Annotated in this window: 13 protein-coding genes; 5 read left to right on the top strand and 8 right to left on the bottom strand. The window is 61.0% G+C overall.

Annotation, left to right across the window (positions count from 1 at the left end; translation table 11 throughout):
* The 3 genes from JMN22_RS13385 (at position 1) to JMN22_RS13375 (ending at position 3,332) form a co-directional block, all read left to right on the top strand.
* The gene (locus JMN22_RS13385; RefSeq protein WP_030139542.1) at positions 1–948 is read left to right on the top strand and encodes an ABC transporter permease; all 948 of its coding nucleotides are present in this window, start codon (positions 1–3) and stop codon (positions 946–948) included.
* Complete coding sequence (locus tag JMN22_RS13380; protein WP_030139543.1) at positions 938–1,750, top strand: ABC transporter permease; 813 nt, start codon at positions 938–940, stop codon at positions 1,748–1,750. Before JMN22_RS13385 ends, JMN22_RS13380 begins: the two co-directional genes overlap by 11 nt.
* A 157-nt stretch (positions 1,751–1,907) precedes the next feature.
* The gene (locus JMN22_RS13375; RefSeq protein ID WP_198796315.1) at positions 1,908–3,332 is read left to right on the top strand and encodes a gamma-aminobutyraldehyde dehydrogenase; all 1,425 of its coding nucleotides are present in this window, start codon (positions 1,908–1,910) and stop codon (positions 3,330–3,332) included.
* Between the two features lie 77 nt (positions 3,333–3,409).
* Here the strand turns inward: JMN22_RS13375 and JMN22_RS13370 are convergent, their stop codons facing one another.
* Positions 3,410–3,658 (bottom strand): AbrB/MazE/SpoVT family DNA-binding domain-containing protein, encoded by a 249-nt coding sequence (locus JMN22_RS13370; protein ID WP_030139545.1) that lies wholly within the window; start codon positions 3,656–3,658, stop codon positions 3,410–3,412.
* 25 nt (positions 3,659–3,683) lie between these two features.
* On the bottom strand, positions 3,684–3,869 hold the full coding sequence (locus tag JMN22_RS13365) for a hypothetical protein (RefSeq protein ID WP_030139546.1): 186 nt from the start codon (positions 3,867–3,869) through the stop codon (positions 3,684–3,686).
* A gap of 356 nt (positions 3,870–4,225) precedes the next feature.
* On the opposite strand from JMN22_RS13365, the gene JMN22_RS13360 reads away from it, so the two are divergent.
* Positions 4,226–5,851 carry a glucan biosynthesis protein D gene (locus JMN22_RS13360; RefSeq protein ID WP_198796314.1) on the top strand — a complete coding sequence of 542 codons (1,626 nt, stop codon included), beginning with the start codon at positions 4,226–4,228 and terminating at the stop codon, positions 5,849–5,851.
* A gap of 203 nt (positions 5,852–6,054) precedes the next feature.
* Here JMN22_RS13360 and JMN22_RS13355 read toward each other — a convergent pair whose 3' ends face one another.
* The 3 genes from JMN22_RS13355 to JMN22_RS13345 all read right to left on the bottom strand — a co-directional run bounded on the left by JMN22_RS13355 (position 6,055) and on the right by JMN22_RS13345 (position 9,947).
* Positions 6,055–7,161: an NADH:flavin oxidoreductase/NADH oxidase gene (locus JMN22_RS13355; RefSeq protein ID WP_198796313.1), complete on the bottom strand. Its 1,107-nt coding sequence runs from the start codon at positions 7,159–7,161 to the stop codon at positions 6,055–6,057.
* 365 nt (positions 7,162–7,526) lie between these two features.
* Positions 7,527–9,236, bottom strand: coding sequence for a single-stranded-DNA-specific exonuclease RecJ (recJ, locus tag JMN22_RS13350; RefSeq protein WP_198796312.1), 1,710 nt, complete (start codon positions 9,234–9,236; stop codon positions 7,527–7,529).
* Positions 9,237–9,404: 168 nt separating this feature from the next.
* Positions 9,405–9,947, bottom strand: coding sequence for a YaeQ family protein (locus JMN22_RS13345; RefSeq protein WP_030139550.1), 543 nt, complete (start codon positions 9,945–9,947; stop codon positions 9,405–9,407).
* A gap of 148 nt (positions 9,948–10,095) precedes the next feature.
* On the opposite strand from JMN22_RS13345, the gene JMN22_RS13340 reads away from it, so the two are divergent.
* Positions 10,096–11,295 (top strand): CaiB/BaiF CoA transferase family protein, encoded by a 1,200-nt coding sequence (locus JMN22_RS13340; protein ID WP_030139551.1) that lies wholly within the window; start codon positions 10,096–10,098, stop codon positions 11,293–11,295.
* Between the two features lie 344 nt (positions 11,296–11,639).
* Here the strand turns inward: JMN22_RS13340 and JMN22_RS13335 are convergent, their stop codons facing one another.
* From JMN22_RS13335 to thrC, 3 genes are all read right to left on the bottom strand, one after another.
* Positions 11,640–11,927 (bottom strand): DUF3509 domain-containing protein, encoded by a 288-nt coding sequence (locus tag JMN22_RS13335; RefSeq protein ID WP_030139552.1) that lies wholly within the window; start codon positions 11,925–11,927, stop codon positions 11,640–11,642.
* A gap of 163 nt (positions 11,928–12,090) precedes the next feature.
* Positions 12,091–13,461: a transporter substrate-binding domain-containing protein gene (locus JMN22_RS13330; protein WP_198796311.1), complete on the bottom strand. Its 1,371-nt coding sequence runs from the start codon at positions 13,459–13,461 to the stop codon at positions 12,091–12,093.
* A gap of 120 nt (positions 13,462–13,581) precedes the next feature.
* Positions 13,582–14,991 carry a threonine synthase gene (gene thrC, locus JMN22_RS13325; RefSeq protein ID WP_198796310.1) on the bottom strand — a complete coding sequence of 470 codons (1,410 nt, stop codon included), beginning with the start codon at positions 14,989–14,991 and terminating at the stop codon, positions 13,582–13,584.
* Between the last annotated feature and the right edge of the window lie 38 nt (positions 14,992–15,029).

The raw sequence follows: 15,029 nt of genomic DNA, 5'->3' as shown, positions 1-15,029 counted from the left end.
ATGAATACCTTGGCCCTCACGCGAACGCCCGCCCCCGGCTCACCGCTGCGGCGTTTTTCCAACGTGCTGTACCGACGCCCCAACCTGTACCTGTCGATGTTGCTGGTGCCACCGCTGATCTGGTTCGGCGCAATCTACCTGGGTTCGCTGCTGACCTTGCTGTGGCAGGGTTTCTACACCTTCGACGACTTCACCATGGCGGTCACGCCGGACCTGACCCTGGCGAATTTCGCGGCGCTGTTCCAACCGTCGAATTTCGACATCATCGTGCGCACCCTGGCCATGGCAATCGTGGTGTCCATCGCCAGCGCCATCGTCGCCTTCCCGATTGCCTATTACATGGCGCGCTACACCAGCGGCAAGACGAAGGCGTTTTTCTACATCGCGGTCATGCTGCCGATGTGGGCCAGCTACATCGTCAAGGCCTATGCCTGGACGCTGCTGCTGGCCAAGGGCGGCGTGGCGCAGTGGTTCGTCCAGCACCTGGGCCTGGGCCCTGTGTTGCAGTTCGTGCTGGGGATTCCCGGCGTGGGCGGCAGCACCTTGTCCACCTCACACCTGGGGCGCTTCCTGGTGTTCGTCTACATCTGGCTGCCATTCATGATCCTGCCGATCCAGGCGTCCCTGGAGCGTCTGCCGCCGTCGCTGCTGCAAGCCTCGGCGGACCTTGGCGCCAAGCCCCGCCAGACGTTCATGCAAGTGATCCTGCCGTTGTCGATCCCGGGAATTGCCGCCGGCTCGATCTTCACGTTCTCGCTGACCCTGGGGGATTTCATCGTGCCGCAACTGGTGGGACCGCCAGGGTATTTCGTCGGCAGCATGGTCTACGCCCAGCAAGGCGCCATCGGCAACATGCCCATGGCCGCGGCGTTCACGCTGGTGCCCATCGTGCTGATCGCCATCTACCTTTCCATCGTCAAGCGACTGGGGGCTTTCGATGCACTCTGACTCTCAAGCGTCGTGGGGCTTGCGGATCGCGGCATGGGGCGGGCTGGTGTTCCTGCACTTTCCCATCCTGATCATCTTCCTGTATGCCTTCAATACCGAAGACGCTGCGTTCAGCTTTCCGCCCAAGGGGCTGACATTGAAGTGGTTCAGCGTGGCCTTCTCGCGCCCCGACGTGCTGGAGGCGATCAAGCTGTCCTTGCAGGTCGCCGCTGTCGCGACGCTGATTGCCATGGTGCTCGGCACATTGGCCTCGGCAGCGCTGTACCGCCGGGACTTCTTCGGCAAACAGGGCATTTCGCTGATGCTGATCCTGCCGATCGCCCTGCCGGGAATCATCACCGGCATCGCCCTGCTGGCAACGTTCAAGACCCTGGGCATAGAGCCCGGGATGTTCACCATCATTGTCGGGCACGCGACTTTTTGCGTGGTGATCGTCTACAACAACGTTATCGCCCGCCTGCGCCGCACGTCCCACAGCCTGATCGAGGCCTCGATGGACCTGGGCGCCGACGGCTGGCAGACCTTTCGCTACATCGTCCTGCCTAACCTGGGGTCGGCGCTGCTGGCCGGCGGGATGCTCGCGTTTGCCCTGTCGTTCGACGAAATCATCGTCACCACCTTCACCGCCGGCCACGAGCGCACTTTGCCGCTCTGGCTGCTCAACCAGCTCAGCCGCCCTCGCGACGTGCCGGTGACCAACGTGGTGGCGATGCTGGTGATGATGGTGACGATGTTGCCGATATTGGGCGCGTATTACCTGACGCGCGGGGGTGAAAGCGTGGCGGGGAGTGGCGGGAAATAATCAATGAAGATCGCTCATCGCAGGAACCGCAATCCTGTGGGAGCGAGCTTGCTCGCGAATGCGTCGTGTCAGTCGCTGCAAAGGTGAATGACCTACCACTATCGCGAGCAAGCTCGCTCCCACAGGGGACTTGGAAACCATTCAAGAGGACAAGGACATGCAAACCAAACTGCTGATCAACGGCCATCTGGTCAACGGCGAAGGCCCTGGCCAGGCGGTATTCAACCCGGCCCTGGGTCGGGTCCTGGTGGAAATCAATGAAGCCAGCGAGGCCCAGGTCGATGCCGCCGTGCGTGCCGCCGACAGCGCCTTCGAATCCTGGTCGCAAGTGCCACCCAAGGACCGCTCCCTGTTGCTGCTCAAGCTGGCCGACGCCATCGAAGCCAACGGTGAGGAACTGGCGAAGCTGGAATCGGACAACTGCGGCAAACCCTTCAGCGCCGCGTTGAACGACGAGATCCCGGCGATTGCCGACGTGTTCCGTTTCTTTGCCGGCGCCAGCCGCTGCATGAGCGGTTCGGCGGGCGGCGAATACCTGCCGGGGCACACGTCGATGATCCGTCGTGATCCAGTGGGGGTTATCGCTTCCATTGCGCCGTGGAATTACCCGTTGATGATGGTCGCCTGGAAAATCGCTCCAGCCCTGGCCGCCGGCAACACCGTGGTGCTCAAGCCGTCGGAGCAGACCCCGCTGACCGCATTGCGCCTGGCGGAACTGGCCGCGCAGATTTTCCCCGCCGGCGTGCTCAACGTGGTCTTCGGCCGTGGGCAAACCGTCGGCAATCCGCTGGTTACCCACCCGAAAGTGCGGATGGTATCGCTGACCGGTTCCATCGCCACCGGTTCGAACATCATTTCCAGCACTGCCGACAGCGTCAAGCGCATGCACATGGAGCTGGGTGGGAAAGCCCCGGTGATCATTTTCGATGACGCCGACATCGACGCAGCCGTGGAAGGCATCCGCACCTTCGGCTTCTACAACGCCGGCCAGGATTGCACCGCCGCTTGTCGCATCTACGCCCAGCAAGGCATCTATGACCGGTTCGTCGAGAAACTCGGCGCTGCGGTCAGCAGCATCAAGTACGGTTTGCAGAACGAGCCCGACACCGAAATGGGCCCGCTGATCACCGCCCAGCATCGCGACCGCGTGGCCGCTTTCGTCGAGCGGGCCATCGCCCAGCCGCATATCCGCCTGATCACCGGTGGCAAGGCCGTGGACGGCAACGGTTTCTTCTTTGAACCCACGGTGCTGGCCGACGCCCAGCAGGACGACGAAATCGTCCGCCGCGAAGTCTTCGGCCCGGTGGTGTCCGTCACCCCGTTCCTCGATGAAGCGCAAGTATTGGCGTGGGCCAACGACTCGGACTATGGATTGGCCTCATCGGTATGGACCACCGACGTCGGCCGTGCCCATCGCCTGTCAGCGCGACTGCAATACGGCTGCACCTGGGTGAACACTCACTTCATGCTCGTCAGCGAAATGCCCCACGGCGGTCAGAAACGCTCCGGCTACGGCAAAGACATGTCCATGTATGGGCTGGAGGATTACACGGTGGTGCGGCATGTGATGTTCAAGCACTGAGCCGAAATACAGTTGATTCACGACCGGACGACAATGTCCGGTCGTGTTTTTTTAACGGCCATGGCAACACACTCACTTCATTTGTATCTGGCAGGCAATCGCGCCATCAACTCGCCTGTACGCCGCTTCATCTTCGCCCTGCCATGGGTGACCTCGAAGCAATCCTGGGCCCAATCCCTTGCCACAGGGTGTCTCACGGCACGTAACACCACTTCGCCAAGCGCATTGATGCTGAATTCGACAGTACACCCCGGAACCAATTGCAGGGCCTCGCGAATAGCCTTGGGAATGGTCACCCGTCCGTTGCTTGCTACCGTTGACGACATAACGCTCTCCTTTGAAATAGCGTGTTCAAAACTGCGAGACACGCCGCATCGCGTCTACGAGGTAGCGCATGGCGATCCGGTCGTTTTCCGACAACTCTCGATAGCGCTCGACCAACCTCAATTCCTCCAGGCTAAGCCGGCGCGACCGACGCTTGATGCCCAGGCCGGGAAAAACGCCCAGCATTTCGGTGATGCCCTGTAATTTCGTCATGACTTGTCCTTCGTTGCGTCGTTGGCCTGATAGCGCCTGGTGAACGGTTATGCCGGCTATCTCGCTAAAGAATAAGGAGGATTCCAAGCGTGAAAAGCGTTTTTTAGAGTAATTAGTCAAAAAACGCCGAAACGCCGTAAAAAAAAGAAAACTCTGTAAGAAAGTTTGACCGAACCCCGCATTGCCATCTCTCGATCCCATCATTTGCCCTATGATTTTGCGCCTCGGTGAACCGATCCAGCTCTCAGGTATCTGTTCTAACGTCCGTCGCGTTTGGCCAAAGGCATGTCCGAACCCTAATACCAATCCCTGTTCCCAGGATCGGCGCGGGATTGTTTCGATAGAAGGTTGTATTTATGCACCGCAGGAACCTGCTCAAGGCCTCCATGGCCTTTGCCGCCTACACCGGGCTCTCAGCTTCCGGGCTCATGGCTGCACGCGCCTGGGCGGCCGATCAGGCAGCCGATGGCGAAGCCCGGCCGTTCGATTTCGATGCGCTGAAAGACCAGGCCCGGCAGTTGGCCAGGAGCCCCTACACCGACACCAAGCAAGTCCTGCCGCCCACCCTGGCGCAGATGTCGCCCCTGCAATTCAACGCCATCAAGTACGACGCCAACCATTCGCTGTGGAACGCGGTGGACGGCCAGCTGGATGTCCAGTTCTTCCACGTCGGCATGGGTTTCAAGCAGCCAGTGCGCATGTACAGCGTCGATGCGAAGACGCGCATGGCCCGGGAGGTGCATTTCCGTCCGGAGCTGTTCAATTATGAGAAGACCACGGTCAACACCTCGCAACTGACCGGTGACCTGGGTTTCGCCGGGTTCCGGGTGTTCAAGGCACCGGAGCTGGACCGCCACGATATCGTTTCCTTCCTCGGCGCAAGTTATTTCCGCGCCGTCGACGCCAGCGGCCAGTACGGCTTGTCAGCCCGTGGCCTGGCCATCGACACCTACGCCAAGAAGCGCGAGGAGTTTCCGGATTTCACCAAGTTCTGGTTCGAAACCCCGGAAAAGAACAGCACCCGTTTCGTGGTCTACGCGTTGCTCGACTCGCCTAGTGCCACCGGTGCCTATCGTTTTGACATCGACTGCCAACCGACGCGGGTCGTCATGGAAATCGACGCGCATATCAACGCCCGTACCGCCATCGAGCAACTGGGTATTGCGCCAATGACCAGCATGTTCAGTTGCGGCACCGTCGAACGACGCATGTGCGACACCATTCACCCGCAAATCCATGATTCCGACCGGCTGGCCATGTGGCGCGGCAACGGTGAGTGGGTCTGCCGCCCGCTGAACAATCCCGCGACCCTGCAGTTCAACGCCTTCGCCGACAAGAACCCGAAAGGCTTCGGCCTGGTGCAGACCGACCATGACTTCGACAGTTACCAGGACACCGTCGACTGGTACAGCAAACGTCCAAGCCTGTGGGTAGAACCTACGACCGCATGGGGCGAGGGCTCCGTCGATCTGCTGGAGATTCCCACCACTGGCGAAACCCTCGATAACATCGTCGCGTTCTGGACACCGAAAAAACCCGTCGCCGCCGGTGATTCGCTGAACTACGGCTACAAGCTCTACTGGAGCGCCTTGCCTCCGGTCAGCACGGACCTGGCGCACGTCGATGCGACCCGTTCCGGCATGGGCGGCTTCATCGAAGGCTGGGCACCCGGCGAGCATTACCCGACCGTCTGGGCGCGGCGTTTTGCCGTGGACTTCAGCGGCGGCGGCCTCGACCAGTTGCCACCGGGCACCGGCATCGAACCGGTGGTGACCTGCTCCCACGGCGAAGTGAAGGATTTCAATGTGCTGGTGCTGGATTCGATCAAGGGCTACCGCATCACCTTTGACTGGTACCCGACCGACGATCGCGTGGACCCGGTGGAGATGCGGCTGTTCATTCGCTCCAAGGACCGGACCTTGAGCGAAACCTGGTTGTACCAGTACTTTCCGCCGGCGCCGGATAAGCGTAAGTATCCCTGACAGTAATCGAGTGTCTGGACTGGCCCAATCGTCGGATCGCCGCCCGGAGCAAGCTCGCTCCCACAGGGGGATATGTGAACAACACAACTCCACTGTGGGAGCGAGCTTGCTTGCGATGAGGCCGGTCCAACCACCGAATAATCCAGCCCGATAAACAAAAGCCCCGGCCAATACTGACCGGGGCTTTTTGTTTTATCAGGCCCTCAATCCCGCAAATCCGACTCATGGATCGGCTGGTCCCGATGCGTCGCCCGCTGGTACTGCGCCGGCCAGGTGGCCTTGCGTCCGCCCAGGTCATCATCGGCATGCAGCGCCCAATATGGATCACGCAACAGTTCGCGGGCGAGGAAGATGATGTCGGCCTGGCAGGTGCGCAGGATGTGCTCGGCCTGGGCCGGTTCGGTGATCATGCCCACGGTGCCGGTGGCGATTTCCGACTCCTTGCGTACCCGCTCGGCGAAGCGCGTCTGATAGCCCGGGCCGGTGGGAATTTCCGCATTCGCGGCGGTGCCGCCCGACGACACGTCAATCAAGTCCACCCCCAGCATCCTGAAGCGTCGCGCCAATTCCACGGTTTCATCCGGGTTCCAGCCGTCTTCGACCCAGTCGGTGGCGGAGACACGCACGAATACCGGGAGCTCTTCAGGCCAGGCAGCCCTGACCGCTTCGGTCACTTGCAACACCAGCCGGATGCGATTTTCGAACGACCCGCCATATTGATCGCGGCGCTGATTGCTCAACGGCGAAAGGAATTGATGCAGCAGATAGCCATGGGCCGCGTGGACCTCGACGACCTTGAAGCCGGCGGTCAAGGCGCGCTTGGCCGCGTCCACGAATGCCTGGATGACGTCGGCGATCTGCCCCTCGTCCAGTTGGACCGGTTGGGTGTGCTGCGGATCGAAGGCGATCGACGACGGGCCGACCGGCACCCAGCCACCGTCCTCCGGCTTGACGCTGCCATGCTTGCCCAGCCACGGCCGCCAGGTGCTGGCCTTGCGACCGGCGTGGGCGAGTTGAATGCCCGGCACGGCCCCTTGTGCGGTGATGAAACGGGTGATGCGCTGTAGGGGCTCGATCTGTTCGTCGTTCCACAAGCCCAGGTCCTGGGCGGTAATGCGACCATCGGCGGTGACGGCGGTGGCTTCAGTGAAGACCAGCCCGGCGCCCCCCACGGCGCGGCTGCCAAGGTGCACCAGGTGCCAATCGTTGGCCAGGCCATCGGCGCTCGAATACTGGCACATCGGCGACACCGCGATGCGATTGGGCAGGGTCAGTTGACGAAGGGTATAGGGTTCCAGCAGCAGACTCATGGGGCACCTCTCGAATCAGTGGGCAGGCTCCAGGGTTCTGTTTGAAAAGTCGACGAGTGACAAAAGGCGCAACACCCGCCCCCGCGGGCAAAGAAACAGACAAGACGTCACAAGGGCTATCAAGCAGTGCTTAGAGACTAGTCGACAACCTGGGAGGAAGCAGGGTTCAGACCTGAAAAACTGACGGTGTGACGCAACGCCACTCGCTCGAGGCTTGCTCGCATTTTGTGGCGAGGGAGCTTGCTCCCGCTGGGTCGCGAAGCGGCCCCCTGAATTCCAGCCATCACATCGCAAGGGGACGCTGGCGCGTCCAGCGGGAGCAAGCACCCACGCCACAGAGGCCGGGCACAGGATATGAGGGGTGTCTACCGCGGTTCGATATGGGCAATCATCAACTGCACCGTTTCCTGGCCGCGGAACTCGTTGAGGTCGAGCTTGTAGGCGAGTTCGACCCAGCGCACCGTAGGATTTGGCCAGATCTCGCGGTCGATGCCAAAGGCGATGCCATCGAGCTTCACCGAGCCGCACTCGCTTTTGAGGATGACCTTCAGGTGCCGCTCGCCCACCACGCGCTGCTCGACCAACTGGAACACGCCATGGAACATCGGCTCCGGGAAATGCTGGCCCCAAGGGCCGGCGTGACGCAGCGCCCGGGCCAGTTCCAGGTGGAACTCCTCCACCGCCAGGGTGCCGTCGGACAACAGCCGGCCGGTCAGGTCTTCTTCACGCAATTGCCTGCGCACTTCCGCGTCAAATGCCTCGGCGAACATCGGAAAGTTTGCCTCGGGCAACGTCAGCCCCGCCGCCATGGCATGACCGCCGTATTTGCTGATCAGCGTTGGATGCTGCGCGGCAACGACGCTCAGCGCATCACGAATATGAAAACCCGGCACCGAGCGGCCGGAGCCTTTGAGCAAACCGTCTCCAGCATCGGCAAAGGCAATGGTCGGACGGAAATACCGCTCTTTCATCCGCGACGCGAGAATGCCGATGACCCCTTGGTGCCACTGCGGATCGAACAGGCATAAACCGAACGGCATCGACTCCACCGGCAAATCCTTGAGCTGGGCCAGCGCTTCGCGCTGCATGCCCTGTTCGATGGACTTGCGGTCCTGGTTCATGCCATCCAGTTGCGCCGCCATTTCCCGCGCCAGCGTCGGGTCATCGGTGAGCAGGCATTCGATGCCCAGGCTCATGTCATCCAGGCGCCCCGCCGCATTCAGTCGCGGGCCGAGAATGAAACCGAGATCGGTGGACGTGATACGCGACGGGTCGCGCTTGGCCACTTCGAGGATCGCCTTGATCCCGGGACGGGCGCGGCCGGCGCGAATACGCTCCAGGCCCTGGTGCACCAGGATCCGGTTATTGGCGTCCAAAGGAACCACGTCGGCGACGCTGCCCAGCGCCACCAGGTCCAGCAGCTCGCCGATGTTCGGTTGGGGCTTGGTGGCATACCAGCCCAGGCTGCGCAAGCGTGCCCGCAGGGCCATCAGCACGTAAAAAATCACGCCGACGCCCGCCAGTGCCTTGCTGGGAAAATCACAACCCGGTTGGTTCGGGTTGACGATGGCATCAGCCGCCGGCAATTCGAGGCCGGGCAGGTGGTGGTCGGTGACCAGCACTTTGAGACCCGCGGCTTTCGCCGCCGCCACGCCTTCGACGCTGGAAATGCCATTGTCCACGGTGATCAGCAATTGCGGCTCGCGCTCCAGGGCGACTTCAACGATTTCCGGAGTCAATCCGTAGCCATATTCGAAGCGGTTGGGCACCAGGTAATCGACATGGGCCGCACCGAGCAGGCGCAGGCCCAATACCCCTACCGTGCTGGCGGTCGCACCGTCCGCATCGAAATCGCCAACGATCAGGATGCGCTGCCGGTGTTCCAGCGCCGTCACCAGCAGGTCTACTGCGGCGTCGATTCCCTTGAGCTGCTGGTAAGGGATCAGGCGTGCCAGGCTTTTATCCAATTCAACCGCAGATTGCACGCCTCGGGCGGCGTACAGGCGGGTCAACAGCGGCGGCAGGTCACCGAGGAATGGCAGGGTGTCGGGTAACTGGCGGGGTTCTATGCGCATGGGGAAAGACGAAAACTTCTCTTAAAGTGGGAATTCTTGTGGCGAAGGAGCTTGCTCCCGCTGGGCCGGGTTGGCGCTCCAGCGCGCAGCGGCCCTCCTCTTGTGGGCGCTGCGCCCCCAAGCGGGAGCAAGCTCCCTCGCCACGGTGAATCTATGCAATATGGCCCATCATCCACGCTCGCCCAGTAACCACTGCAGCTGCACTTCGTGCTGGCCACGGTCGTCGGTCACGAAAATCGTCCCTTCGCTGATCATCACGTCCCACTTGATGACCCGGGGCATGTCCCGGGCCAGGGTTTCGAGGACTTCCTGGGGCACGGCGGCGATGTTCACGTTCTTCAGCGTCTTCACGGCGGGAATCACCTTGCCTTCCCAGACACGCAGGCTGCCATAGGCCAGCAGGCTGGTGCGCTCGGTGCGGCGCGAGCACCAGGTCAGGCGCTCGGCGTCCGGCTGGCCGACTTCGATCCAATGCAGCACGCGATCGTCCAGGCTTTTTTCCCACAAGGCGGGCTCATCGACGTCTGACAGACCACGACCGAACGACAGCAGCTCGTTGTACCAGAACGCGTAGGCCAGCAGGCGCACGGTCATGCGCTCCTCGGTTTCCGAAGGATGGCGGGCGATGGTCTGCTTCACGCTCTCATACACACTGCGGTCGAGGTCGGTGAGGTTCAGTTCAAACTTGTAGGTCGTGGACGGCTGGGCCATGAACGGGCTTCTTGATACGAGGAAAGGCGGCAAGTCTAACCGATGACACGGACAATCCACGAATTGCCGACCATCAACCTGCGGCGACTGACCTTGGCCTATGATAAAACGCTGTTCTCGTTCCGCCTTTGTCCTACAAGGATTCGTTATGTCGCTTACTGCCAAACCCCTTGCCGGCGTCAAGGTCATCGAACTCGGCACCCTGATCGCTGGCCCTTTCGCCTCGCGCATCTGCGGTGAATTCGGCGCCGAGGTGATCAAGGTCGAATCGCCCGACGGCGGCGATCCGCTGCGTAAATGGCGCAAGCTGTATGAAGGCACGTCCTTGTGGTGGTTTGTCCAGGCGCGCAACAAAAAATCCCTGACGTTGAACCTCAAGCATCCCGAAGGCCTGGCGATCCTTAAACAGCTGATCGGTGAAGCAGACATCCTGATCGAGAACTTTCGCCCCGGCGTGCTGGAAAAGCTCGGCCTGGGCTGGGACGTGTTGCACGCACTGAACCCGAAACTGGTGATGGTCCGGCTTTCCGGTTTCGGCCAGACCGGGCCGATGAAGGACCAACCCGGGTTTGGCGCCGTTGGCGAATCCATGGGCGGCTTGCGCTACATCACCGGTTTCGAGGATCGCCCACCCGTGCGTACAGGAATATCCATCGGCGACTCCATTGCCGCGCTCTGGGGCGTGATCGGCGCGCTGATGGCCTTGCGTCATCGCGAGGTGAATGGCGGCACCGGACAAGTGGTGGACGTGGCGCTGTATGAAGCGATATTCGCCATGATGGAAAGCATGGTGCCGGAATTCGATGTGTTCGGTTTCATTCGCGAACGCACCGGCAACATCATGCCCGGCATCACCCCATCGTCCATCCATACCAGCGCCGACGGCAAGCACGTACAGATCGGCGCCAACGGTGATGCGATCTTCAAGCGCTTCATGCAAATCATCGGCCGTGACGACCTGGCCAACGACCCGCAACTGGCCAGCAATGATGGACGCGACAGTCGCCGCGACGAGCTCTACGGCGTGATCGATCGTTGGGTCAACTCACTGCCGCTGGAGGCTGTCATCGAACAGTTGAACCAGGCTGGAGTCCCGGCCAGTCGGATTTTCAGTGCCGAAGACATGTTCAGCGACCCGCAATTTCTCGCCCGGGAAATGTTCCTGCAGGCCAAGCTGCCGGACGGCAAGGCGTTCAAGATGCCTGGGATCATCCCGAAGCTCTCGGAAACACCTGGCACGTCCGAATGGGTCGGACCGGCGTTGGGCGAGCACAATGCGCTGGTGCTCGGTGAGCTTGGCTACGATGCACAGCAAATCGCCAAACTGCGGGCCGATGGTGCTGTTTGATGCGACCGTGGATCTGCTGTGAACAAAAATCTCGAATTCACCATAGATCCATTGTGGGAGCGAGCTTGCTCGCGATTGCGGTGTGTCCGTTGACGTCGGAATTGGCTGACGCGACGCCATCGCGAGCAAGCCCGCTCCCACCCAGATTCAGCGCGGTCGAGTGGCCGCGCCAAGGCCTGAACGCCAGGCAAAAAGAAACCCCGAGAAGTGGGGAGACAACTCGGGGTTAAACGTGACCATTCAGGTCAGTACAACAAGCGACAAGCACCGGAGCACAATGCTTGCTCTTGTTGGTAAAAGGTCTGACTCACCAGGGTGTAGGAAGGTTCCCTAGGAAATGTCGCTCAATTCGGGACGGTCATGACCTTGTCGCGCGCCAGATTGCGCAATGCCGCAATCACGCAAGGCTCCAAGCGGCCTTCGGCAATCATCACGTCACGATGCAGGCCATCGACCACGTCAGTCAGTTGGCGCTTGTCGGCCAATTGGGCCTGATTGAACGCTCGCTCGACCATGATGGCGCCCGAGCGGTTCTTCAGCGTCACCAGGCACTCGCCCTTGGTACCGGAGGGAGTGAGCGTGACCTGGTACGGGCTCAAGGCTTCATTCAGCAACAGGCTGATACTTTCCATTCGATCACCCTTCATTAGTCCGAAAAAACAACTGCACAGTAAGTGACCGTTGGGCCTGGCGGAAAGTTCGCCAGCGCAACGAAGCGCCACATCCGAGACCTGTTCAAACGAGCATGCGCGTCCAATGTGACAGGCAGACAACAGCCATTGCCCGTCGCCGGGCTCACGCCAGGAACCGGTTCGAGCGCCGCCATCGCCGCCCGACATCGATCCACCCACCCAGGAGCCCTCGCAATTGCCCATCGGCACCATAAAATGGCACCGACCAGTGGTAGATGTCCCGTAATCCGCAGTTGAACATCAGTTGACGGTCAACAAATCGCGGCTTGCGGCTTTGCAATTGCTCCATCAGTTCACCATGCAGCAGCTCGGCAGTCGCCAATGGAAAGGCCGAAGAGTCTGTCAAACGGGTCCCTCGCAGTTTTTCGAAGCGGGTCGAAAACTGTTCCTCGTAACTTCTGTTGCACATGATCAGCCGTCCCTCGAGGTCTCGAATGAAGATCGGATCGGGAATGGCGTCCATCAGGGCTCGCTGGAAGGTCAACTGGTCGTTGAGTACCGCCTCGGCCTTGAGACGCTGATTGATCTGCGCCTGCAGGCGACGGCTCCACAGCAGGGACAACAGGCCGAACACGCCCGCCCCGACCACACACCAATAGCCCCACTGGGAGACACGTGCCCAGAGCGACGGTGCCTGGCGCGGGGCAATACTTGCCAACCATTTTGAGCGCAGCGCACGCATTTCTTCGACCGGGAATGCTTCCAGCGCCTTGTTCAAAATGCCCAGCAAAGGTCGCAGGTCCTGGCGCACAGCCAGATAATCGGGCTCCCATCGACCTTCGAGGTTGCTGCCCACCTGTAGCTGACCTGCGGGATAAAGGTGCGCGCCGGTTTCATTCTCGATGGTGGCATGGGCTTCCCGGCTCTCCACCAGCGCCCTCGCCTCCCAATAGGTCTTGACCGTGCGCAGCTCGATGGCCGGATGGTCGCGCTTGATCTGCGCTTCCAACGCGTGGCGTGCCGGCAACGCCAGGACCTTGCCATTGAGCTGCTCCAGCGAACGGAGCAGTGGCGCTCCGTTGCGCCCGACGAAGACCCAGCCGGAGCCTCCGAACGCATGGCTGAAACTCAGGAACTCCCGGCGCTCGTCGTTCATCGCCAGGGTGGTGGTCATGTCGGCCTCGCCGTTTTGCAACATCACGATCAATTGATCGGGAGAGAACGACTCCCGGTGGACGAACTCAAGGCCGGTCATGTGCGCGATATGTCGCAGAATATCGTCGTTCAGCCCATTCCATCGCCCGCGTTCATCTTTGAACAGGTACAGCGGGAATTGCATCGAGGCAACGACGACACGCGGATTTTCCCTGATCCACCGCAACTCCTCGGCATCAAGCGCCAGCCGCCCGCCCGGCTCGAACGGTGGTTGGCCGGAGGCCGCCAGTTGGGCCGCGCCGCCCCACTGGGTCCAGTACATCAGGACCAGGCCCATCATCCAGCTCAACACTGGTTTGCATCGGATAAAGAACAACATCTGCACTTCCTTCGAAATTACCCGCCCATCCCTCCAAGGGCGAAAACCCGGCCAGTTTGGCATGCAGAAACAAGAAAGCCCGTCAGGAGACGGGCTTCAAAATGTGACAGGTTAGAGCAGTCAGAGAGGCTTGCCGCGATTGCCATGCTGACTGACAAAGGCCTGCACGGCTTTCAAGTCGTTCGGCAACACCGTGCAACGCTCGTTTCGCTCAAACAAATCAGAAAGATGTGCAGGCAGTTCGAGCGCTTTTCCTACGCCCGCCTTCTCCACGGCTTCCGGAAACTTGACCGGGTGAGCAGTGCCCAGGATGACCATCGGGATATCCAGGCTGCGACGGCACTCGCGCGCGGCCCTCACACCAATAGCGGTGTGTGGGTCGAGCAACTCACCGCTTTGCCCGAACACCTCGGCGATGGTCTCGCAGGTCTGGGCGTCATCCACGGCCAGGGAATCGAACAGCTTGCGGGCTTCGGTCCAACGCTCGGCCTCGACGCTGAAACCGCCGCCCTGGCGGAAGCTGTCCATCAGGCTGGCGATCGCCGCGCCGTTGCGACCATGCAGATCGAACAACAGGCGTTCGAAGTTCGACGACACCATGATGTCCATCGACGGCGACAGCGTGGCGTGCAGGGTTTCCTTCACGTACTGGTTGCCGCTCATGAAGCGGTGCAGGATGTCGTTGCGGTTGGTGGCGACGATCAGTTGATTGATCGGCAGGCCCATGTTGCGCGCCAGGTAGCCAGCGAAGATATCGCCGAAGTTACCGGTCGGCACCGAGAACGATACCGAACGGGCCGGGCCGCCCAATTGCAGGGCCGCGTGGAAGTAATAGACGATCTGGGCCATGATCCGCGCCCAGTTGATCGAGTTCACCGCCACCAGCCGCGTGCCCTTGAGGAAACTCTGGTCGGCGAAGCTCGCCTTGACCATTTCCTGGCAGTCATCGAAATTGCCTTCGATGGCGATGTTATGGATGTTTTCGCCGAAGATGGTCGTCATCTGCCGGCGCTGCACTTCCGAGACGCGGTTGTGCGGGTGCAGGATGAAGATGTCGACGTTCTCGCAATGCTTGCAGCCTTCGATGGCGGCCGAACCGGTGTCGCCGGAAGTCGCACCGACAATCACCACGCGCTCGCCACGTTTCTGCAGCACGTAGTCCAGCAGGCGACCGAGCAGTTGCAAGGCGAAATCCTTGAACGCGAGGGTCGGACCGTGGAACAACTCCAAGACCCATTCGTTACCGTTGAGCTGACGCAACGGGGCAATGGCATTGTGGGAAAAGACGCCATAGGTCTCTTCGAGGATCTTCTTGAAATCGGCGTCCGGAATGCTGCCGGCAACAAACGGGCGCATGACGCGGAAGGCCAGCTCGTGATACGGCAGGCCGGCCCAGGAGGCGATTTCTTCCTGGGTGAAACGCGGCAGGTTCTCCGGCACATAGAGACCGCCATCCGTGGCCAGGCCGGCCAGCAGGACATCTTCGAAATTCAGGGCCGGTGCCTGGCCACGGGTGCTGATATAGCGCATAGGGGCAAACCTTCGGTTTGAGCTGCGAGCCTCAAGCT

This window comes from Pseudomonas sp. HB05 (assembly GCF_016756915.1).
GTDB lineage: Bacteria > Pseudomonadota > Gammaproteobacteria > Pseudomonadales > Pseudomonadaceae > Aquipseudomonas > Aquipseudomonas alvandae.
This window is presented reverse-complemented; position numbering and strand designations above follow the sequence as displayed.